This window comes from Paenibacillus albidus (assembly GCF_014644435.1).
Classification (GTDB): Bacteria; Bacillota; Bacilli; order Paenibacillales; family Paenibacillaceae; genus Paenibacillus_AQ; species Paenibacillus_AQ albidus.
On the sequence record NZ_BMKR01000015.1, the window covers coordinates 63,443 to 84,909 of the forward strand.

Sequence of the window (21,467 nt, forward strand, 5' to 3'; positions counted from 1 at the left end):
ACTCTACCAATCCTAAATGACATTCTGGTGACATGGCCATACTTAATGTTCATACCATTTCACGACAAAACGAGCCCCGCCCTCAGCCCGTTCTTCTGCCCGGATACGGCCATTCTGTTTCTCGATTAGAGATTTGGCCAGAGCGAGCCCGATGCCAACGCTGTCTTTACGGGCATTCTTTCCTCTATAGAAACGTTCAAATAAATGCGGAATATCCTCTGGAGCAAAACCTGTTCCCGTATCCTCCACCACGATTTTGGTATATAACGCGGTTTGCTCATAGGATAGGGTAACGATTCCGCCAGCGGGTGTGTGCTCCGAACAGTTCTTCAGCAAATTCAGCATTGCTTCCGTACTCCAATGAAAATCACCGAGATAACTTGCAGCAGGAGTCGATTGCAGAATCAAGGTTTGTTTTCTGCGCTCCATGACCTCTACCAGCGGTTCTGCGGCACTAGTCAACATTGCATACACATCCACCGGATACCGCTGAACCTCCAATGTTCCCGCATCCAGTCTCGACAACGTAAGCAGAGAAGACACCAGCCGTTCCAGACGACCCAGTTGATTGTGGATGTTCTCCACATAAAGTCCGTCTTCGCTGTTCCGAATGTTATCTGCCAATAGTTCGGTCATCAGAGATACTGAAGTTAGAGGGGTCTTGATCTGGTGGGCAATATCGGCCAAATTATCCGCAAGGATTTGCCGCCCTTGTAAGGCTAGCTCCCGGGTTTGCCGTAGTTCAACAACAGTCTTATATAATTCATCCTCAAGAAAAGAATACTCATCTTCTCCAGTCCTCGGAAGAACACGGTCCATGCCCTGATTAATGGAATAGAGATAGGAGGTCAGTCCAGCTACTCTCGCCTCTCTTTGCTTACCTAATCGGTACATTATTACGGCAATCCCTAAAAATACAACCATCCATATTCCCAGACTTCCAGTAATAATCAACTGACGGTTCCTATCATCAAGTAGATGCTCTGTATACCTATACCTATGTAAAAGTTCAGAACCTGCAGACACATCAGCAGTACTGTGGTCATGTATCCCCTGAAGCAGGACCTGTTCCAGTTCTGGATGACGGCTGTACAGGCTGCCTGTGAATTGAGCGATCTGGGTGTAGCTCACCTTTGAGGCTATCCAGGACATAGCAATGCCCATACATAGTCCTGCAATTACGGCGACGACAAAAGCTAGTAATAACAGCTTGATATTTCTTCGTCTATTCATCAGCTGGTTCCAGCCGGTAACCGATGCCCCGGATTGTCTTAATAGAGGATGAAGCCCCAAGCTTTTCCCGCAGCCTCTTCATCATCACGGTCAGCGTGTTATCATTGACAAACGCTCCATCCAGATCCCATAACTTCTCCAGCAGCATACTGCGGGTCAATGTCAGACCTTTATTCTGCAGCAGGATTAATAACAGACGGTATTCGCCTGCCGTAACCGGTACTTCTTGCCTACCACAGAATACCTGTGTTCTGGCCTGGTCAAGCTGCAGGGCTCCGCACGACAATATGTCTGCCGTAGAAGATGCAGCCCCGGCCCGGCGGAGAACGGCATGGATGCGGGAGAGCAACACCCGGAGCGGAAAGGGTTTCACGATATAATCATCAGCACCCCGGTCCAGGCCCTGTACGATATCACGCTCATCATCCCGGACAGTCAGAAAAATAACCGGAATATCAGACCTCTTCTTGACATAAGAACAGAACTCAAAGCCGTTGCCATCCGGAAGATTGCAGTCCAGCAGCAGCAGATCATAATGAAAGGCCTCAAGCATGGTTTTCGCAGCTTGTACGGTATCCGCGTGTTGTACGTAAAAATTATTTTTTTGTAAAAACACTTGTACGCCAAAAGCAATGGTCTCATCATCTTCAACAATAAGTATGTATGGTATTCTCATACTTACAGTATACATACTTTTACTTTTCTAAGTAAAATATCCCCATAACAAACACAAATCCCCACTCACCTTATAATGAAGGCAGTAGGGATTCATGTGATGATTTCGCTATTCAAGTTAATCATTTCCTCCAGCAACAATCCATATCCTTGACATGGGTCTTGTTATTCAATTCTTTTCCGTTACTCCCCTTATGCTCCATCAGAGCATTCATCCATGTCCTGCATATGGGGTGATGTCCCGCGTACACGATCCTCACGAGTTACGTTGTCACGGACGTTTCTCCTGGAGTGAGCCATCGTATGGGTACGCTTCGCTAACCTTTTTCACTGGAATCACTCTCCTTCTTGGCAAGCTGCTGCTTGCTTGGAATGGGTGATTAGGAATTCACTCTTTTCACCTGGCAACCCATGCATCTTGTGTTGGGGCTCCCTTGGTGATGTCTTCATTGTAACGGATTTCCGTATGCATTTAAACTTTCATAATTCATTGTATCGCAGCTGAAGGCCTGCTCTCCTGCTAATGTCTTCAGCTAATTCCCCCAGCCTTATAAATCCTCCTGATTATTGGATTTTGCTGGGGGACCGGGCTTCTTTATTGACCTTTACTGCTATTCTGGCAACAAACGGATCAGCCGTCTGACATTCATATGTTCGGCAATATCCTCCCAAGCCAGCTCCTTACTGTGAATGTCACGATAATACACTGCGGTATTCGGAAGATAGCCGACAAGCGGTCCCATTCCGCCGCATAACATCCCACCTCCGTCGCCGCCTTTGAGTACATAATCGGAGGGTCCGGCCGCTACTTCATATTGATAAGGATCTCCTGTGAAACAAAGACCAAAGAAATTCGGCTGCTCCAAATCATAAGGCTCTTGTTCATCCGTTTTCCCCATCTCAACTTCCTCAAAATACCTGAGATTCAGCTCATAATTGAAGCTGTCGCCCCACGGAAACAAAGTCCGGCAGCCCCCGCCGTAGAGGTATTCCCATTCCTCCTCGGATGGCAGACTGAAGCCTTCCGCCGCCATCTCTTCGAGCAGGCTCTCATAGGTTGATTCGCTGTTGAACAAAAAAGCTCTTATACCCTCGTCCTGCCGCTTAAGCTTAAACCCATTATACAGCGTGTACTCCGTAATGGAGGACCCTCTGAATTTCTCCAGCTCCTCCTTATAATGCTCCTCGTCCAGGAGAGCTGGATCATCCAGCGGCAGCTCAATCCAGCCGATTTGGCGGATATGCCGCTCTACCAGCAGCGGAGGAATAACCGCTTCACGGACCGGGGACATTTGTTCAAGGAGGAAGCCGTCCACATCCTCTATTTGATACTCACTTACGGATTCCAGCAGATCAGCAGCAGTCCATTCATCCATTCCGTCCTGCCATTGCTCCCAGCCAAGCGTCACCCGCTTCCCCGGCACCACAACAAATTCGCTTCCCTTATACGCGAAGACACCCGTTGTTAGCCCACGGCCGTAACGTTCAAACTTCTGCAGTCCAAGATATTCAAAACCCAGGGGCAGCTTGTCCGGCAGCTGGCGCAGCACCACTTCCTTGTCCGCATCGGTCAATTTGTTCCACACGTCTTGCTGCAGCTTCTCCATCTCATATCCACCTCTCCATGAATACCTTTGTTACACCGGTTACTTAAATTTAACGTTGAGCAACACAATTTCGGATCGGCTGCCGATCCGCAGCGGGGGACCCCAGAAGCCGTAGCCGGAGGTGACCACCGAATGCATGGAGCCTTTGCGCAGATATCCCCAATCATTCTCGAAAATAGCCCCGGTAATCAGGTGCGCAGGAGCAATTTGCCCCCGGTGAGTGTGCCCGGATACCATCAGATCCACCTTATTCTGCGCGGCAATATCAAGATCATACGGCTGGTGTTCCAGCAGAATGACGGGAATCTCCATATCGGCTTTCTTGATCAGGTCAGCAAGCTCGGCACGGTCCTTCTCTGTGCGGTCTTTGCGTCCAATCAGCGTCAGCTTGTCCTCTACTTTGATTACCTCGTCATACAACACACTCATGTTGCTCTGTTCCAGCACATCAATCAGCTTCTGTGTCGGGCCTTCCAGCTTATCATGGTTGCCCAGCGAAGCGTACACACCGTAGGTAGCCTCAATATCCTTAATGATCTCACCAATACCGCTGTTCACATAGGCATCCAGATTGTCATCGATAAGATCGCCGGGATACAGTACGAGATCGGGTTCCAGCGCATTGATCTCCTTCACCATCCGCTTGGCATGAGCCGGCCCGGACAGCAGGCCAAAATGCATATCTGCCGCCATCACGATCTTCATCCCGGGCATGCCTTCCACAGGCTTGTCAATCTGAATATCATATTCACGGACCACCGGACTGTAGGCATTAAAAGATCCATACGCCAGCAGCGACAGCAACACCACCAGTGTGATCGAACCCGCCCATTTTTGGACACCGTGCCGCGGCAAGCGGGTCAGTCGCAGCAGCCACATACTCAAATGCACGAGCGGCAGCAGCAACAGCAGCAGCGAAAAGATACCCAGCCAGTAGGAGCCGATAATTCCCAGCAAAGAAATACTGGAGAAGAGCCGGCCCAGAATAAACGACAAGGCCAAAAATATCAATGCAATCACATAAAACAACCGGAACCGGGCAGCCACCACCGGCTTCATCCACCGCCAGCCGCTCCACCCGATATAAAATACAAGGACACCATATACCAGCAAAAAAGCAATTCCTGCCAAAACAAACATGTTTAACAAAGCTCCTTTATGTACTAGAGATCATATTCCAGTTGAAGATCGAACGGCTCCATTCTAACATGGTGCAAATGAAGTTCCTCGGCTGGGACACATCCCATCGCCCGGTAAAATGAATAGGTCTCTTCGGCGGAATGCGAAGAAATATAGAGCTTACGGGCCCCCCAGATGCCGGCCTGCTCCGCACACTTCATGAACAGCGTTCTGCCAAGACCCTTATGCCGCACCTCACTGGAGACATGAAGCTGCAGCAGATCCGCATACTGCTTCCTGCTCCCGAACAACTCCCGCAGCAGCGTAGCAAATGCAACGATTCGGCCGTTATGCAGCGCACAATGTACCATACCTCCGCCCGCGAGGCAAATTCTCCAATCACTGGCTACGATATCCCGTTTCGTTTGTTGATCCCAGTCATCCGTAAAAGAAGCTGTGACAAGTGTTTTTTGTCCTTCGTTCATACGCCATACCCTATGAACATGTTGTGTTCGTATAAATGAATCCAGAAGCTCCTCCTGCAGATCTGCAGGTGTTAAGCTGGCAAACGTAAATTCACTCCCAATCAATGGTGAAGGCTCCTTTCCCGCTTCTTTTGTTTTAATTGTACACGCCTTCCTGCCCGCAGGCCAAATCCTTTTGAAAAAAGTAGCATGAATTGGATGCACCCGGAGTAGCCCATTCTCCTTTTCTTTAGGATCTTCTCTAAATAGGGGTGTCCCAAAAGCCATGAAATGGCTGCTTGGGACACCCTAGTTTTTTGAGCCGGATAGACGTGAGCACTTGGTGTGGACAACCGAGGATTCCGGCGTTTCCTGCTTCGAGGGATGGAAAAAGTGACCTTCGATAGTCGGGTAACTTTCCCTTGCACACAATCTGCTAAAGCAAGTCACCAATGACCAAAAACGCAGAGCAGCGATTCTCCGGAAGAATCGCTGCTCTGCTGTCGTTTTACGGTTTTCAAAAACAAAAGAACTGTCACATTCGTAGAAAATTCTACTTATGGGACAGCCCCTTATGCCCGGTTATTGAACTATCGTTAACCGTTACTTCAATGAATGGGTCCTCTATCAGCAAGCAGATACGTTAATCGATAATGGTGGTGTTTTCGTCACCTTTGTATTCTAAGATATCTCCAGGCTGACATTCTAAAGCCTTACAAATCGCCTCTAAAGTTGATAATCGAATCGCTTTTGCCTTTCCATTTTTCAGTATAGAAAGGTTAGCCATTGTTATTCCAACCCGCTCCGAAAGTTCGGTTACGCTCATTTTTCTTTTAGCCAACATCACATCAATATTGATTATAATCGCCATTGTTTTCACCTCAGACCGTCAAATCATTTTCTGATTTTATATCAATAGCCTCTTTTAAAAGCTTTTGGAGAACAGCAGCAAAAACGGCAACCACCATGGAGGCAAAAATCAGAACCATTCCGATTACTATGATACCTGGGGCATCGTCTACCTCCGCCATGAGATAGAAGAGCGGCATGCCTACCACATATAAGCTACTGAATGTGATTGCACAATATTTTATTTTTTTTAAAGCACGTACAGATAATTCCGAGAAAGCTTCTTTCTTGTCAATATAGCCTAAAAGTTTAAACGCTTGATAGAGAGCAAAATAAAAAGGCAACGCCGTTGCATACAAATCAATGAAAACGAGATATTTCATATACGTATAATCCGGATACAATTCTGCCGCAAACTCCGCTATCTCAGGCACCAAAAATATGCACATAGCAAGAACTGGGATTCCAATAACAATAACAGCTGCCTTCAAAAAAAGTGTTGTTCCTCGTTCCATAAAAAGCCCCCCGCTTATTCTTAAATTTAATTTGAATTTACCACATCATTTATCGTTTTGCAATAAAAAAATATCCTAAATAGATATATTATTGTTGTTATATAGATATTCTTTTTGAGTATTGAAAGAGCTCGGACTGCTTTCTTCAAAACATAAAAACGCAGTAGCCTACTGATAACACAGGCTGCTGCGTTTTTTATTATTATCGCTCAAGTTATTGCTCAGGGCAGTTCGAGCAGCCGGATCACCAGTGTAATCACTTCGGCGCGTGTGGCATTGGCCAACGGATCGAAACGGTTGCCGTCTTTGCCCTGCATAAGTTTGGCCCTTACCACTGCAGCCAACTCGCTGCGGGCCCAGACCGGAATGCTGTTGCTATCCGTAAAGTCCGGCTGCTGCTGTCCTTCCAGCGTAAGCCGCGCCGCGCGGGCGGCAATAACCGCGATCTCAGCACGAGTGATCCGGCCGCTGGCCTGAAAGCTGCCATCGGCATAACCACGCAGCAGACCTGCACCGTAAAGCTCAGTCACCGCGTCTTGCGCCCAGCCCGGAATTTGCTGCTGATCGGTGAACCCTATCGCCGCAGAAGCATCTGTATTAAGCTTCAGCGCCCGGCTGATGAACACGGCAAATTCTGCCCGGGTCACCATCGCTTCCGGCCGGAAGCTACCGTCTTCGAATCCTTTTGCGATCCCCAGTGAAGCCGCCTGCCGGATAGCTTCCAATGCCCAGTGGCCCTGGATATCACTGAAGCTAATCTGTCCGACATCTGGAGGTCCGGGTTCCTCCGAAGCTGTTGTGCCGCCACCCGCCACAATTACACCCGGAACGGCTCCGCCGGAAGAAGGTGTTGCGGCAGGTGAAGCTGGCGAACTGTTCCCTGCTCCTGAACCGCTGCCTGAACCGGCATCCGGCCCATTCCCTGAATCCGGAACCGTACCCGGATTTGGTCCAGTGCCGGGATCTGGCCCGGGCCCTGGATCTGGTCCGGTGCCGGGTTCTTCAACCGGCGTACCAGGTTGCGGTATGACGGAAGCCTTCAACCGTGCCAGCGCATCCTCCAGTGCTGCCAGCAGCGTGTCGGACTTCATCTGCGAGCCGGCAAGATCCGCTGCAGCAGTGTGGGCCTGCGCTATCGCCTGGGCAAGCACAGCTTTGGCTTCAGCCGGATATTGCCCCGGCTCTGTGCCGCTTTCGGCAGCATCATAGTACTGCTGCGCACCCGTTAACACCTCTGCTAAGCGGCTGTTGTCAGCCATACCGAAGTTCAGCCGCACTGCATACAGGGTGCCGCCAATCCGGACCCGGGCTGATGTCAGCCCTGCCGGATCAATAGATTTGACCTTGAAGCTGCGCACAGGTTCCCCGAGAGTTTCATCCGCATATTCGGCGGTCAGCCACTCTTCGCCAGCGCGTACCTGAAGCTCTTCCACTATGGGGTTGGTCCTAACCAATCCATAGGTATCACCCGCTACTGTGGCGACCAGTGCCTGGTTTCGGAAGTACCCTGCGGCCAGAGAGAACGCGTCTTTGTTTCCATCCGCTACCGAAACATTCACGGGATACGCTACGTTCTGCTTCAATTCATCCAGGGTAGCTTGCAGTCCCTGTGCGGCCGCAGCGATCTGTGGCCGGGTGGCCGACAGATTGGAACCGGTCTGCTCCGCTGCCTGAACCGCCTGTTCAACCTTAGCTCTGGCCACCGCATAACGCTGCTCCGCCCCTTTGGGGGCCACAGTATGGGACAGGAATTGTGCAGCCTCAGCAACCCCGGCGTTTAATGCTTTTAACAGGCCGGTATTATAGCTGATATATACCCCCCGGGTCTCCGCTCCGGCCTGGTAGCGAACATAGGACAAACCCAGCCAGTTGGCCCCCGCTGCGGCCGTGCCCATCACATTGCGAATGGTGACCTGATAGAGCTTTTGCGTTTCCGTTGAACCTTGGGTTAGCGCAATAGCTCTGTATTGCTCCTGCGAATAATCCAGTCTGTTCGTGGAGAAATCCCCGGCAAAAGTAGGCGTTGACTGCACCACCTCACGGATCTGAGGATTAGTAAAAATGAGATTCGCGTGAAGCTTATCATTGAATTCATTCCATTGATTCTTGAGCAGCACAGCCGTACTGCCGAAATCCCCGGCATATACCGAGAAAGTTGCCGTCGGCTCTAAGGTATCCACCACATGAACAGCTATCGGTTCTGTGACCACGTAATATCTGTCCTTGTTATTATTGAATCGGGTCGTCAGCGCTTTGACCGATGCGTCCACCTGGGACTGCAAAGCACTGTCATTGGCCAGCAACGCTTTTGCAGTTTGGAGGATATTCCCGTTAAGAGACGAGGAGACGCCTTTCATATATTCACCCGCCGAGACCGGGGCAAAAATATATCCGGCTTTTCCCTCTGCGCTGCCGGTTTCCTTGAGTCCGGACAATAATTGTTCTGTCTGCATAATGATTGCCTTTAGTGCAGCCTTGTCTGCAGTGTACACGGAGGCCTTGTATTGCGCCAGTCCGGCGCTCAGCTCATCGTATGCGGTCTTGATGACATCTTCCGTGGGCCCGGATTGTCCGGCTATGGTTTCGGCCCGGGTAATATGATCGTACAGTACAGCCCTGGAGCCTGCCGGGTATTGTCCGAAATCAGTTCCTTCCGCGGTATTATCGTATACGGAACGCGAGACGGTAATCAGCTCCTGCAATTGTCCAAGCGTAACCTCCGGCAATTCGCCACCCCCGCCTGGCTCCTCTCCTTCTCCAGGGCCGGTTCCCAGGCTCGAGGTATCCAGCCACAGCTGTGCATTATACCAGTAATCATAGTTCAGACCGGGATACTTCGGATGATCCTGAATGATGACATGCATCAAAATGTCTGTCGGTTTCCGGATATCTTCAATATTCAGGGCCACCTTCAGGTTGCCGGCGGTACCGCTGCCGGAATCGACGGAATAGGGTTGGTAACCTTCTTTGCCCTGCACATCACTACCATTAATTACAGCTTTGGCTGAACCCGGTTTGCGGAACCCGATATAGGGGATCAGTGCATAATTGTCTGCGGCTACCTCATGTTCAAAAATAACCTGCCCCCCCTGCACAGTGAGCTTCCCCGAATGTTCAACATTCAAGAATACATGCGCCGCCGAATCGGCTGTACTGTTATCCTTTAAATAACGATAAAATATATCACTGTATGTACCGTCCTGCACAGCAGTCTCCGCGCCTGCAGTTGTCTGGGTCCAGGCACCAAACGGAACCAGCAGCAGAAGCGCCAGCAGCAGGACACCTGCTTTTTTCAACACAGTCATTTCATTCATCCCCCTTCTCTTGACCACTTATATAAAAGAAGGAAGAGGAAACGGCACTCCGCTTCTCTTCCCGATTCATGCGACATCCCTTTTTATCTTTCAGCAAGCAAAGCCCGCTCTCTAATTCCAGTGTATTGTCAAATCATACAGCTGGCTGTGAAATACAGTGGACACGAACAGCTCAATATCGATATCCGCGCTCGGATTGGCAGAGGTGAATGTGAATGTTGTAAGGTTAGTGCCGGAATTGTATGAGCCTGTGTAAGTGTTCCCTTCAACCGTCAAAGAAGGAAAATAATTACCGGTAAGCTTAATGGTGACCGTGTTGCCGTTAACTTCCGCCGGGGCTGCAATGTAGGTGCTGGAATGGGAATCGTACGAACCTTCGTAGTAAAACTGATAGGACTTGCTCGCCGCGAATACAGGAACAGCCAGCATCAACGTCAACACAACCATCATTAGCAACGAAACTGTCTTTTTTGCTTTTACCATGAATCAACACGCTCCCTATGAATATATTTAAGTTCTCTGGCACTTGGCTGGCACTTTACCTTACCGGTTCCTTCATCTCATCCCTGCCTTCCCCCGGGTATAATCCTTCCGTGTAATTGATAATGATTATCAATATCAATTACTTGATTTGATTCTAGCTGTACGTGTTATATTTTGTCAATCTTTTTTTGTCGCAATTTTGAACTTTCAATTTTTTTCTTTTTGACCGGAATGATATACAGACCTGTCTCCTGCTCCTTTCTTACGACAACATCCACCCCATATATGGATTTCACGGATTCCGCAGTTATGATCTCTTCCGGTGCACCCTCCAGCACCACCTGGCCGTCTTTCATCGCAATCAGATGATCACTGTAGTGAATAGCCTGATTTATGTCATGAAGCACCATCACGACAGTCAGCGAGTGTTCCTGGCCCAGGCGCTGGATCAGATCGAGCATTTCATACTGGTAAAAGATGTCCAGATACGTAGTCGGCTCATCCAAAAATAAAATCGGCGTCTTCTGGGTAAGCGCAAGCGCCAGCCATACACGCTGCCGCTCGCCGCCTGACAGTTCAGCCAGCGGTTTTTGGCGTTTGTCCTGTAAATCGGTGCACTCCAGCGCCCACTCCAAGGCCTCCCGGTCCGCTTCCCGCTCCGGCACCAGCAATGCCCGGTGCGGAAGGCGCCCGAAAGAAGCCAGCTTCTCCACCGTCAGATCCCCCGGCGCAGTATTATGCTGGTGCACAACGGCCAGCTTGCGGGCAACCTCCCGTGTTTTGTAGCGTGAGAGGTCCTGCCCGTCCAGAATGACCGTACCGGAAGAAGGCGCGTAATTGGCAGCCAGAACCCCTAATAAGGTTGATTTCCCGCTGCCATTGGGGCCGATAATGGCGGTGGTGCACCCTTGGGGAATAGTCAGGCTTAATTGCTCCAGAAGCTTTTTCTTGCGGTGATATGAGAACGACACCTCTTTAATCTCCATGGTTCACCTCCCCTTTGCGCAGCAAAAAGATCAGGAAAGGACCGCCGATCACCGTCATAATAATCGAAGCCGGAATTTCTACGGGTGCCAGCAACGTGCGGCCCAGCGTATCTGCCACCAAAATAAGCAGGGCTCCGGCCAGTGCCGAAAACGGGATCAGGACCTTATGATCCGATCCGACCAGTAGCCTGGCAATATGCGGAACCAGCAGGCCTACAAAAGCAATCAACCCGCCAATGGCGGTCGCCGTCGCCGCCAGCAGTACCGCCACCGCCGATACAGCGATCCGCACCCGGCTTACGTGCATGCCCAGATTCCTGGCCGTTTTGTCCTGCAGCACCAGCACGTTGCACCACGGACTGACCAGCAGAGCCAGGATCAGGCCAATGCTGCCGTAAAGGACAATAATCCGCACATCCTCCCAGGTCTTCAGATTAAAGACCGAAGTCGTGGCCATATTCACCATCGTTACCGCGTAGCTGCCTCTGTAATTAAACGACTGCCCCAATCCTGTAAACGTGGCATTCACTGCAATTCCCACCAGAATCAAGCGCAACGGCTGCAGGCCCGATTTCCAGGACAGGGAAAATACGAGCAGGCAGGCAAAGGCTCCGCCCAGAAAGGCAAACAGGGGCATCCAGAAGAACAAGGCAGGAAAAATCGTGACCATCGTCAGTGAAACAAACCCGGCACCCGAGGAAATACCGATCACTCCCGAGACAGCCAGTGCCGCACCGCTGAACATTGCCACGATCACCCGCGGCAGCCGCAGGTCGCGGATAATCGCCACATTGTCATTGGTGCCAGTGACCAGGCCCTGCAGCAGCTCAGGCAGATTGACCTGCAAGCTGCCGCTGAGGACAGACCATAACAGCGCCGCCGCCAGCAGCCCAAAGACAGCGGCAAAGCTCCACAGCGATCTCTTCGTTGTACCTGCTGCTCTCATCACTCGGTCTCCGGGTACAACATCGGCAGCAATTCCGTCAGCGCCCGGTCCGCCGCAAGGTTCGCCGTGGTGCCGAACAATTCCTCCGGCAGATCATAGACCCGGTTGTTCCGGACAGCGTTGAAGTGCTTCCAGATATCATTTTTGATAAAATCCTCGTTGAACATTTTAACCACTTCCTCCGGCATGCCATGTGCCGCACGCAGAATGACGTCTGGATTCGCCTGCTGCAAATATTCCGTATTGGATGCCAAATATTCAACGGTTTCACCCTGGACAATATTCACCCCTCCGGCGATCTTCACTAGATCTCCGATATAGGAATGTTCGGTCGCCACCAAATAGCTGCCCGGCACCCCAAGCAATATCAGCACCTTCGGTGCGGGCTTGCCGGCTATGGCCGCTTTCACTTCGGTGATTTTGTTCTCATAGCGGGCGATCAGCTTGTCAGCCTGTTCCCGGCGGTCATACTTCTCCCCCAGCAGGACCACTGAATCCTCCAGATTTTGGAGACTGGTCAGATCCAGAAAAGTAGCCTCTACACCGGCGCTTTTAAACAAGGGCTCCAGCTCATATTTCAGTGTTGTCACCGAGAGGACCTCGCTAGGTTTCAGCGATTTCAGCTTTTCCATATCCGGGCTCATCGGGTTGCCCACCTTCTCCACCTGTGCGTAACGCTCAGGCAGAACCTTTGTGCTGGTGGGGATACCCACCAGGTCCAAGTCCAGCAAATCCATCATCTCGGTGGAAGAAACCGTAGTGGCAATAATCCGCGGCTTCGCTTCAGAGGTGCCGCCGCTTGCCGAAACGTTGGGCAACACCTCCGCCATGGCTGAGGACCGAATCTGCCGTTCTGTGTTCCCCCCGCATCCCAGCAGCACCCCGAACCAGCACATGGCGGCCAGCAGTGCGAATGTTTTTCTCATTATGGGTTCGTGTAGCTCCTTTCTTTGAAAAACTGCAAAGGACGCCGTTCATCCGGCATCCTTCGCGAGTCTAGGCCTTACGGGTTCAATACTTTCAGCAGCAAGGTTACCGCCTCGGCCCGGGTTGCATATTCCCCCGGGACAAAACGATTGCCGCCTTTGCCGCTAATGAGGCCCGCTTGCTCGGCAGCCGCAACATAAGGCCGTGCCCATTCTGCAATATCGCCTGCGTCGCTGAAGCCAGGCGCCGCGCTTGGCTCAATGGTTATTCCCTTGGCGCGGACGATGATGACCGCAAGCTCACTCCGGGTAATTTTGCGGTCGGCCCGGAAAGTGCCGTCCTCATACCCGCCGATGATCTTCTTCTCCGCTACCTGGGCCACACCTTCGGCAGCCCATGCAGGAATACTGCTCTGGTCGCTGAATGCGCTGCTTGCTGAGGCGCCGGATTCCAGTTTCAGCGCCCGGCTGAGCAATACGGCGTATTCGCCACGGCTGATCGGGTTGTTCGGACGGAAGGTATTGTCATCGTAACCTTTGACAAGCCCGGCTTGAACTGCCTCTTCAATGGCAGCTTGCGCCCAGTGCCCGCTGATATCGCTAAGGTTCACGGCCGCCGCTGTGTTCTGACCGGCTGGTGTCGTTGTTTGGCCGGTGGCCGGCGGCGTTGGCGTTGGCGCTCCGGCAGTGGCGGAAGGCGCCGGTGTTGCTGATGGAGCCGGCGTTCCGGTCGATATCGTACCGGCCGGATCATTGACCTTCTCCCCTACCGTGCTGCCAACGCGGATATCAACATTGTACGTATTGAAATAATTGAACTCGGGCCAGTCGATTTTGACCCATGCGTTCAGCCTGGCTCCCGGGCCGCTGATCGGGAACAACACGGTTCGTGTATTCGCCGCCGCATCGGCAGCAATAACCGAACCCGGATTCTGCTCTACCGTAAAGCCCGTAATTTCCTTGCTTTGTGTTAATGTAATGGCCAGGTATTTCTGTCCGCCGGACACCACCAGCGTTCCCGGATGCAGCGTGTAGGAATCCATCATGGATACTTCACTGGTGCTGTCCTTGAGGATGGAATAATCAATGCTGTAATGCCCGTCCGTAAGGGAACCGGGTGCCGAGGTTGGCATTGGTGTCGCTGTAGCGCTTGGAGGTGTGACCGTGCCTCCACCGCCTTCCGAAACTGGTGGTTTTGTCGAATCCGGTGTAGCCGTCGGAACAGGAGTGGCCGTCGGTGCTGTGGGTACTTCTCCGCCGCCGGAAACGGCTTTAATGGAATCCAGATTGAATTTGTAACGAATGGAATGGGTCATATCATAATTTCTGGAGCTAATAACCACTCGCACTTTACCCGGCAGCAGGCCCGATAATTGCTCAACCGGGAAAGAAACCACCCGGGTATTAGCCTCCTTGTCCTCACTTACCGTCGTCACCGGAACATAATTCATGCCATCACCTGCTACATGAATTTCCGTAATCGTCGAGCTGTCTTTAATCACACTGAACGAGATCGTCTTCTGTCCTTGATTCGCCGTCAGTACTGCCGGATTGCTGAAATAACCTTTCATCGAGGAGTCCTGCTCATAGGTCGCATGCATGACGGTGTAATCTATTGTGTATTGCCCATCACTCAAGACAGGTTCTGCCGGCTGCGCAGGCTCCTTGTCTGCCAGTGGAATCTGGCTGGCGTCGAATTTGAGATCCACATCGTATTCGTTAAAATAGCTGAGTGCAGGCCATTCGATTTTGACCCAGCCATCAATGGTCGCAGATAAGTTGCCCAGTTCAAATTCTGTAGTTCTTTGGTTGTTAGCTGTATCGCTGTTTGTGACTATCCCTTCCGACAACATGCCATTTGCAGCGGTCAGCTTAAGACCGGTAATTTCTTTGCTTTGCTTAACTGTGATGGAGACATAATTTTTGCCGTCTTTCACACTCAGACTTGCAGGTGTGATAACGTAACTCCCCATCACGGAAGGATCATTCGTGCCGTTTTTCAAGACGGTATATGGCAGCTCATACTGCCCATCCTTGTAACGTACATTTTCAGCGGCGGAGACTCCGCCAAGCGGCTGAAGCACGGAACCTATAAGTAAGATAAAGGCCATAATCCTAATCAGATAAGTGAAGCTTGCTTTATTCAAAACGATCATTCCCCTTTGGTTTATTTTTTCTTCGTTTTATAAATCGCATAACCTGCAGCGGCTGCCAGTAAGGCGACTCCTCCCCCACCCAGCAGCGTCTTGCTGGATGACGGGGATTCGGTGACTACTGCGGCAGCTTGCGGCTTTTTCGTCGGCACGGTGGTGGCCGACGGCTTTTTCGTCGGCATGGCGGTAGCCGACGGCTTTTTCGTCGGCGCGGCGGTGGCCGACGGCTTTTTCGTCGGCGCAGCGGTAGCCGACGGCTTTTTCGTCGGCACGGCGGTAGCCGACGGCTTTTTCGTCGGCACGGCGGTAGCCGACGGCTTTTTCGTCGGCACGGCGGTAGCCGACGGCTTTTTCGTCGGCGCAGCGGTAGCCGACGGCTTTTTCGTCGGCACGGCGGTGGCCGACGGCTTCTTCGTCGGCGCAGCCGCCGCCTTCATTTTTTCCGTATCAAAATCAAAGCGGATCGTATAGTCGTGATCGTAATCAATGGACGGCACAGTAACATGAATTTTGGCTATCACCGGCTCATCGATATTCTTCACCTCAAATTCCACAACCCGGGTATCGGCGGTTTTGCTGCTGCTTACAACCTTGGCATTCCCGCCCGGAACCTGAAACTCCGTAATCCATTCACTATGATTCAGCTGTAGACGAACTTTGGTTTTCCCTGCGGAAACCGTCAGCTGTGCCGGCTTCTCAAAATAATCATTCGCCATGGAAACGGATTCATCTTCCGCCTTTTTGATGACATAATCCAGGCTGTACGTTCCGTCGGCAGGAGCGGCCGAGGCTTTACCCAGCGGCTCAAGGCCGCAGGCGACGAACAGAAGCAGCACTAATCCCGATAATATTCTTTTGCTAATCCTCACTGTTTGCAACGCCTCCATTCTGAATTCTATTTTATTATCATTGATAATCATTATCAATTATCTTTCAAAAAAAAAGCACCTCCTGCTCCTTTCTTTTTCTTATATTTCCCAGACATCCCTAAAACGGACCGGCAAACATGTAGGATTTGGTTATTGAGATGATAATAATGTGATTTTTTATACTTTGTCAACCTTTTTCAGCAATATAATTATGAATTTTATCACCTTTTCGACGTAATCAAGAGAAATATTTGTGAATTATTTCAATAAAATCGTTTGTCAACGATAATGATATTCATTATCATTCAACTGGAAGAGCATTCCACTCTCTACCCATCATCCTCTACAGCTTGATTGAAGCTGCCCAGAGGAAATTCATAAGATGCAGGAGGTTATCTATGCTCAAACAATGGCGTTCACCTCTTCTGCTCCTTACACTATGCTCTCTCCTGCTTACCGCTTGCGGTCCCGGTGGTCAACGTGAAGTTATAGCTGCAACTTCTACCGGACAACCGCTGACTCTTACCGATTTCACGGGCAGAGAACTCAGCTTTCCCGGTATCCCCAAGCATATTGTGGCTTTAGGCAGCGGAGAGGCGGACATTATCCTTGCCTTGGGGGGAGCCTTGGTCGGAAGGCCCACTTCTACGGGGACAACTCCGGTAAAAGGTACGGAGGAGATTATGCAGGTCGGCTCCGCACATGAGGTGGACCTGGAGAAAATCGCCTATCTCAAGGCTGACGCGGTGCTGGGTAATGCACAGCTGAATGCCAAAGACATCCCGGCTCTTGAAGGAGTTGGGGCACAGCTGGTGCTGACCCAGGCCCATTCGGTCACAGACATTACCCGGCAGATCCTTCTCTTTGGCCAGATGCTCAATAAAGAACAGCAGGCGCAGCAAATTATCTCGGGCATTGAGGCCGAAGTGCAGTCCGCAGCCGCAGCCAGCACGAGGCAAAAACCGCGGGTGCTTCTTGTTTACGGTGCCCCTGGAACCTATATGGCTGCACTGCCGAATTCACTGGGCGGTAATATTCTGGAGCTGGCCGGCGGTGTGAATATTGCCGCCGATTATCCGGCGCTGCAAAGTTATCCGCAATATGCCACTCTGAATACAGAACGGATTGTGGAGGCCAACCCGCAGTTTATTCTCATTATGACCCACGGCAATGCGGCAGAAGTGCAGCAAGGTTTTGAACAGGAAATGCGGCAAAATGCAGCCTGGAGCTCTCTCGATGCCGTTGTACATAATCGGGTCAGCGTATTGCCCGCCGAGCTGTTCGGTACGAATCCGGGTACACGGGTAACAGAATCGCTGCAAATGCTGATAACACTGTTCTCCAATCTGGAGCTGCAATGAATAAAAAGCAGCGCAATACCCGCAGACTAATGGCACTTATCCTTACTCCACTTCTGCTGCTCCTGGCCTGCCTTTACGGACTGACCTACGGCTCTGTTCCCATTTCTCCCGGTGAAGTATGGTCTATCCTGTTCGGCAGCCGGCCGGAGACTTCCGGGTTGATCATTATGGATTTACGGCTGCCCCGGGTGCTGATTGGAGTGCTTGTCGGTGCTTGTCTGGCCGCCTCCGGGGCATTGCTGCAAGGGGTTATGGCCAATCCCTTGGCCGACCCCGGCATTATAGGTGTGTCCGCGGGCGGAGGATTGGCCGCCGTTATTACTATGGTCGTCCTTCCCCAGTACAGCTATCTGCTTCCAGCCGGTGCTTTTCTTGGTGCCCTTCTCGCTGCCATTATGATCTACTTCCTTGCCTGGGACAGCGGGGCTTCGCCAATGAAAATTGTATTGGCAGGCGTAGCCATCAATGCCCTCCTCGGCGCGGCCATGAATGGTTTTATGGTGGTGTTCAGTGACAGGGTGCAGGCGGTGCTGCCCTGGCTGTCGGGCGGGCTCAGCGGACGGAGCTGGCATCATCTCGGTTTTGCCGCCCCTTATGCTCTGACCGGTCTTGCCCTGGCGTTGCTGGCGATCAAACCGGCGAACCTGCTGCTGTTAGGGGATGACTCCGCCCGGCTGCTGGGGCTGCGGGTGGAAGCTTCGCGGTTCCTGATTATCGTATTGGCCGCGCTGCTTGCAGGAACCGCAGTCAGTATAGCGGGATTGATCGGGTTCGTGGGATTGGTGGTACCGCACGCTGTCCGGCTGCTTATCGGCGGGGATTACCGTTTTTTACTGCCGGTCTCCATCCTGGGCGGTGCAACGCTTGTTGTTTTCACGGATACCGCCGCCCGCACCTGGTTCGATCCAATCGAGCTGCCGGTTGGCATCCTGCTCGCCGGTGTGGGTGCACCCTTTTTCCTGTGGCTGCTCAGAAGGAGGAAATTGATGCCATGAGTACAACTGCTGCTCCGGCCATCGAATGCCGCTGCCTTCACTTTGGGCATAACGGATTCAGACTGAAGGATATTCTGCTCTCCGTTCCCCTTGGGAAGATTACAACCATTGTCGGGCCAAACGGCTCCGGGAAATCGACACTCCTTAGAGTGCTCTCCGGGCTGGCCTCCCCCTATTCCGGTGAAGTGCTTGTACATGGCGAGGATCTGCGGAGGTTCCCGCGCCGCAAGCTGGCCCGAACCTTATCTATGCTGCCGCAATCAAAGCTTGTGCCCGATAACCTGACCGTAAGAGAATTGGTTGCTTACGGCCGCTCTCCTTATCAGAGCCCCTGGAGCTACCGTCCGTACACTGCGGACATTGATCATATTAATCGTGCGCTGCAGCTGACCGGTACAACCGCTCATGCAGACCGCATGTTCCATACTTTATCTGGAGGTGAACAGCAAAAAGCCAGAATTGCCATGACTCTAGCCCAAAATACGGATATTTTGCTGCTTGATGAACCAACCACCTTTCTCGATATCGCTCATCAATTTGAGGTCATGAGCATGCTGAAAGCCATTAACCATGAGACTGGCATAACCATTGTTATGGTGCTGCATGATCTGCCGCAGGCTGTCGCCTTTTGCGATCATATGATTGCGCTTAAGCGGGGAGCCGTTGTTGCCGCTGGCCCTCCGCGGGCTTTGCTGGACACTGAATTTTTACACCAAGTCTATGACTTGAACGCTTCTGTCACTTATGTGGAGAACTACCCCGTAATTATCCCTAATCTAAACTAATCTAATATTGGAGGAGTATTCCATGATTATTGTTAACAACACTTCACAAATTTCCAAAGGCCAGGCTTCGCTGCTGATTAACCGCTTTGACAAGGTTGGCAAGGTGGAGGAGATGGAGGGTTTTTTGGGGCTGGAGGTGCTGCTGAACGAAAAACCTGCCGAATATGATGAGGTTACCATCAGCACACGCTGGAATTCAAAAGAAGCCTTCCAGGGCTGGACCCGCAGCGATGCCTTCCGCGAATCCCATTCCCATAAGGGCGGGATGCCTGAATATATTTTGTCCAATGCCATTTCATTTCATGAGGTCAAAATCGTGCGCCACCCGATCAGTGTGTGATTTTTTCTGTAAATGAGCGACCCAAACAACGCTCCGTTCGCGGCGCGTCCACACAAGCGCTATCGTCTCTCCTACTCAAAAAAAGAAGGACTGTCCCACACAGCCATTTTACGGCTTATGAGACAGTCCCGTTGTGATTAACAACCCTAACAAAAAACCCGGCCGCTTCCGAACATTGTATAGCAGCCGGGCCTCTTTAATTAGTGAAGGGCTGCGCCCCCGTTATTGGCGGGCATTTGGGGAGCTCCGGCAGCCGGTACATAAGCATCCAGCATTTGCTGCATTACAGACGTCTGAAGCTGCGGAACCTGGTAATAAGCATTTTTGTTCTGGTACAAGAACAGCTCATAGGCCATTTCAACAAACTCCTGCACCTGTGCTGACAGTACACGGCGAAGTGTCGGATTCGTCACTTCCGAGGATGCTATGGCCAGCAAGGAAGCATGAGATTTAATGTGTCCTAGCATTAGGCTGCTGATTCCTGCATCCTTCACGTCCGCCATGGACTGGTTGGGCTTGCTGGGCTCAGCAGGCTGAAATCCATAGACAGGTTGTGTCATGTTGGGGATAATATAGGTACCTGTTTCTCGGGCCGGCTTTTGTCCGGTTTTGAAGCATTGGCAGGTCAGGTTGTAATGCTCCAGCATGAAGTTGTATTGGCGGTCCAGAATGTCAAGCAGCTCCTGATCCTTCACGAATGCTCTAAGCATCATGTAGGAATTCAGCACATCAATCTGGCAGGACAATACTTCGTGCACATCGAACATTTCGTGGGCGCCGTGATTAAGCGGCTGACCGCCCGTCATCGTACTGGCTGTCTGGGTTTGCTGCTGCATGTTCATGCTCTGATTCTCCTTTGAAATCGGGATAAGTGACTTCAATAATATGAAGAATTAAGGAGTAAATTATGCATGCCCGCAGTTTTTAATATCCGCCCGCAAAAAAGGGGTCTCCCGCAGCCATGTTTGACTGGGGAGACCCCTTTATAGTACTGCTATCCGTTTACATGCTCAATAAAACGTTCAAGCGGAGCAAGGTCCGTAATGCTTCTGTTGCAGTCATGACCGTCTAAGCACAAGTAGTTGCCAACTGATTTGAAATAATCCGGTGAGGCATTGGCCGGTCTTTTCCGCGAAATCGCGGTAAACAAAGCCAGTTCTTTGTATTTATTGCAAACGAAGCAGTAGTTCCTCTTATTGGTGGGCATATACCTGCCTTCAATGCCAACCAGCTGCCCGTCCAGCGGGTACACGAGATATAACTTATTCGTAGAGATGTCGTTCCAGCTAAGGTAGCTTATCCAGCGAAAATCAATTCCCGACAAATCCGGAAGCTTGAGCTTTTTATTCTTGGGGAACAACTTCTGGAGCTGCTTGGCGCTGACCTGCGGGAACTCCACAAGATAAGGCTCCAGTTGCTTCAGATACTCCTGAAAATCCTCTGCGGTTGTGAGTCCGGCCACTTGTAAGAGTTGCTGCCTGACCGCACCGGTCATGTCCGGGAACAGCTCGGCGATCTTGGCTTCCGTAGCCAATCTGACAGACTCCAGCACCTTGGGATCAGCGGTGGTCCGGAGCGTATGCAGCAGGAAATCTGCTTGCTTTTTGATATAGTTAAATTCATGGTTTCTAATAAATGATTCACACATCCTGGTTCATTCCCTTATCATGTAGTATGGAAAAATATGATATATAAGGTACAAAGCCAAGGATTAGAAACGAACCTGTAAGTCTGTGGGCGATATAGTTGTTACTTTATCGTATGCCCATGCAAAGTATCGCCTCTAACATCGGCTTTGCATGAGGCTGGGCCAATCCGGCAATCGCTTATTGCCATTTGTACCAACT

At 51.2% G+C, this 21,467-nt stretch carries 20 protein-coding genes; 4 read left to right on the forward strand and 16 right to left on the reverse strand.

Annotation, left to right across the window (positions count from 1 at the left end; translation table 11 throughout):
* Nucleotides 1-42: 42 nt before the first annotated feature.
* The 14 genes from IEY53_RS18225 to isdC form a co-directional block, all read right to left on the reverse strand.
* On the reverse strand, nt 43-1,233 hold the full coding sequence (locus tag IEY53_RS18225) for a sensor histidine kinase (RefSeq protein ID WP_189027449.1): 1,191 nt from the start codon (nt 1,231-1,233) through the stop codon (nt 43-45).
* On the reverse strand, nt 1,226-1,909 hold the full coding sequence (locus IEY53_RS18230) for a response regulator transcription factor (protein ID WP_229696222.1): 684 nt from the start codon (nt 1,907-1,909) through the stop codon (nt 1,226-1,228). The genes IEY53_RS18225 and IEY53_RS18230 overlap by 8 nt, the downstream gene beginning before the upstream one ends.
* 610 nt (nt 1,910-2,519) lie before the next feature.
* Nucleotides 2,520-3,515 (reverse strand): formylglycine-generating enzyme family protein, encoded by a 996-nt coding sequence (locus tag IEY53_RS18235; RefSeq protein ID WP_189027451.1) that lies wholly within the window; start codon nt 3,513-3,515, stop codon nt 2,520-2,522.
* Between the two features lie 39 nt (nt 3,516-3,554).
* Nucleotides 3,555-4,655: a metallophosphoesterase gene (locus IEY53_RS18240; RefSeq protein ID WP_189027453.1), complete on the reverse strand. Its 1,101-nt coding sequence runs from the start codon at nt 4,653-4,655 to the stop codon at nt 3,555-3,557.
* Nucleotides 4,656-4,678: 23 nt separating this feature from the next.
* A complete protein-coding gene (locus IEY53_RS18245; protein WP_189027454.1) occupies nt 4,679-5,224 on the reverse strand; it encodes a GNAT family N-acetyltransferase in 546 nt (181 codons plus the stop codon).
* A 517-nt stretch (nt 5,225-5,741) separates the two neighbouring features.
* On the reverse strand, nt 5,742-5,969 hold the full coding sequence (locus tag IEY53_RS18250) for a helix-turn-helix domain-containing protein (RefSeq protein ID WP_189027456.1): 228 nt from the start codon (nt 5,967-5,969) through the stop codon (nt 5,742-5,744).
* Nucleotides 5,970-5,979: 10 nt separating this feature from the next.
* Nucleotides 5,980-6,462, reverse strand: a complete 483-nt coding sequence (locus tag IEY53_RS18255; RefSeq protein ID WP_189027458.1) for a DUF2975 domain-containing protein — start codon at nt 6,460-6,462, stop codon at nt 5,980-5,982.
* 221 nt (nt 6,463-6,683) lie between these two features.
* On the reverse strand, nt 6,684-9,767 hold the full coding sequence (locus tag IEY53_RS18260; protein WP_189027459.1) for an S-layer homology domain-containing protein: 3,084 nt from the start codon (nt 9,765-9,767) through the stop codon (nt 6,684-6,686).
* Nucleotides 9,768-9,887: 120 nt separating this feature from the next.
* Nucleotides 9,888-10,259: a hypothetical protein gene (locus IEY53_RS18265; RefSeq protein WP_189027461.1), complete on the reverse strand. Its 372-nt coding sequence runs from the start codon at nt 10,257-10,259 to the stop codon at nt 9,888-9,890.
* A gap of 167 nt (nt 10,260-10,426) precedes the next feature.
* Nucleotides 10,427-11,245: an ABC transporter ATP-binding protein gene (locus tag IEY53_RS18270; protein WP_189027463.1), complete on the reverse strand. Its 819-nt coding sequence runs from the start codon at nt 11,243-11,245 to the stop codon at nt 10,427-10,429.
* Nucleotides 11,235-12,191 (reverse strand): FecCD family ABC transporter permease, encoded by a 957-nt coding sequence (locus IEY53_RS18275; protein ID WP_189027465.1) that lies wholly within the window; start codon nt 12,189-12,191, stop codon nt 11,235-11,237. The genes IEY53_RS18270 and IEY53_RS18275 overlap by 11 nt, the downstream gene beginning before the upstream one ends.
* Entirely contained in the window at nt 12,191-13,117 is a 927-nt protein-coding gene (isdE, locus tag IEY53_RS18280) for a heme ABC transporter substrate-binding protein IsdE (RefSeq protein WP_189027474.1), read from the reverse strand. The genes IEY53_RS18275 and isdE overlap by 1 nt, the downstream gene beginning before the upstream one ends.
* A gap of 77 nt (nt 13,118-13,194) precedes the next feature.
* The gene (locus IEY53_RS18285) at nt 13,195-15,264 is read right to left on the reverse strand and encodes an NEAT domain-containing protein (RefSeq protein ID WP_189027476.1); all 2,070 of its coding nucleotides are present in this window, start codon (nt 15,262-15,264) and stop codon (nt 13,195-13,197) included.
* 20 nt (nt 15,265-15,284) lie between these two features.
* Entirely contained in the window at nt 15,285-16,139 is an 855-nt protein-coding gene (gene isdC, locus IEY53_RS18290) for a heme uptake protein IsdC (RefSeq protein ID WP_229696223.1), read from the reverse strand.
* 398 nt (nt 16,140-16,537) lie between these two features.
* Between isdC and IEY53_RS18295 the strand changes: the two genes are divergently transcribed.
* From IEY53_RS18295 to isdG, 4 genes are read left to right on the forward strand one after another with little or no spacing between them, the layout of a single operon-like run.
* Entirely contained in the window at nt 16,538-17,500 is a 963-nt protein-coding gene (locus IEY53_RS18295; protein ID WP_189027478.1) for an ABC transporter substrate-binding protein, read from the forward strand.
* Nucleotides 17,497-18,495 (forward strand): FecCD family ABC transporter permease, encoded by a 999-nt coding sequence (locus IEY53_RS18300; RefSeq protein WP_189027480.1) that lies wholly within the window; start codon nt 17,497-17,499, stop codon nt 18,493-18,495. Before IEY53_RS18295 ends, IEY53_RS18300 begins: the two co-directional genes overlap by 4 nt.
* Entirely contained in the window at nt 18,492-19,280 is a 789-nt protein-coding gene (locus tag IEY53_RS18305) for an ABC transporter ATP-binding protein (RefSeq protein ID WP_189027482.1), read from the forward strand. The genes IEY53_RS18300 and IEY53_RS18305 overlap by 4 nt, the downstream gene beginning before the upstream one ends.
* Before the next feature lie 22 nt (nt 19,281-19,302).
* Complete coding sequence (isdG, locus tag IEY53_RS18310; RefSeq protein ID WP_189027484.1) at nt 19,303-19,620, forward strand: heme oxygenase; 318 nt, start codon at nt 19,303-19,305, stop codon at nt 19,618-19,620.
* 200 nt (nt 19,621-19,820) lie between these two features.
* Here isdG and IEY53_RS18315 read toward each other — a convergent pair whose 3' ends face one another.
* Both IEY53_RS18315 and IEY53_RS18320 read right to left on the reverse strand, forming a co-directional pair.
* Nucleotides 19,821-20,456, reverse strand: a complete 636-nt coding sequence (locus IEY53_RS18315; RefSeq protein ID WP_229696227.1) for a spore coat protein — start codon at nt 20,454-20,456, stop codon at nt 19,821-19,823.
* 158 nt (nt 20,457-20,614) lie between these two features.
* Nucleotides 20,615-21,268, reverse strand: coding sequence for a FusB/FusC family EF-G-binding protein (locus IEY53_RS18320; protein WP_189027486.1), 654 nt, complete (start codon nt 21,266-21,268; stop codon nt 20,615-20,617).
* Nucleotides 21,269-21,467 lie beyond the last annotated feature (199 nt).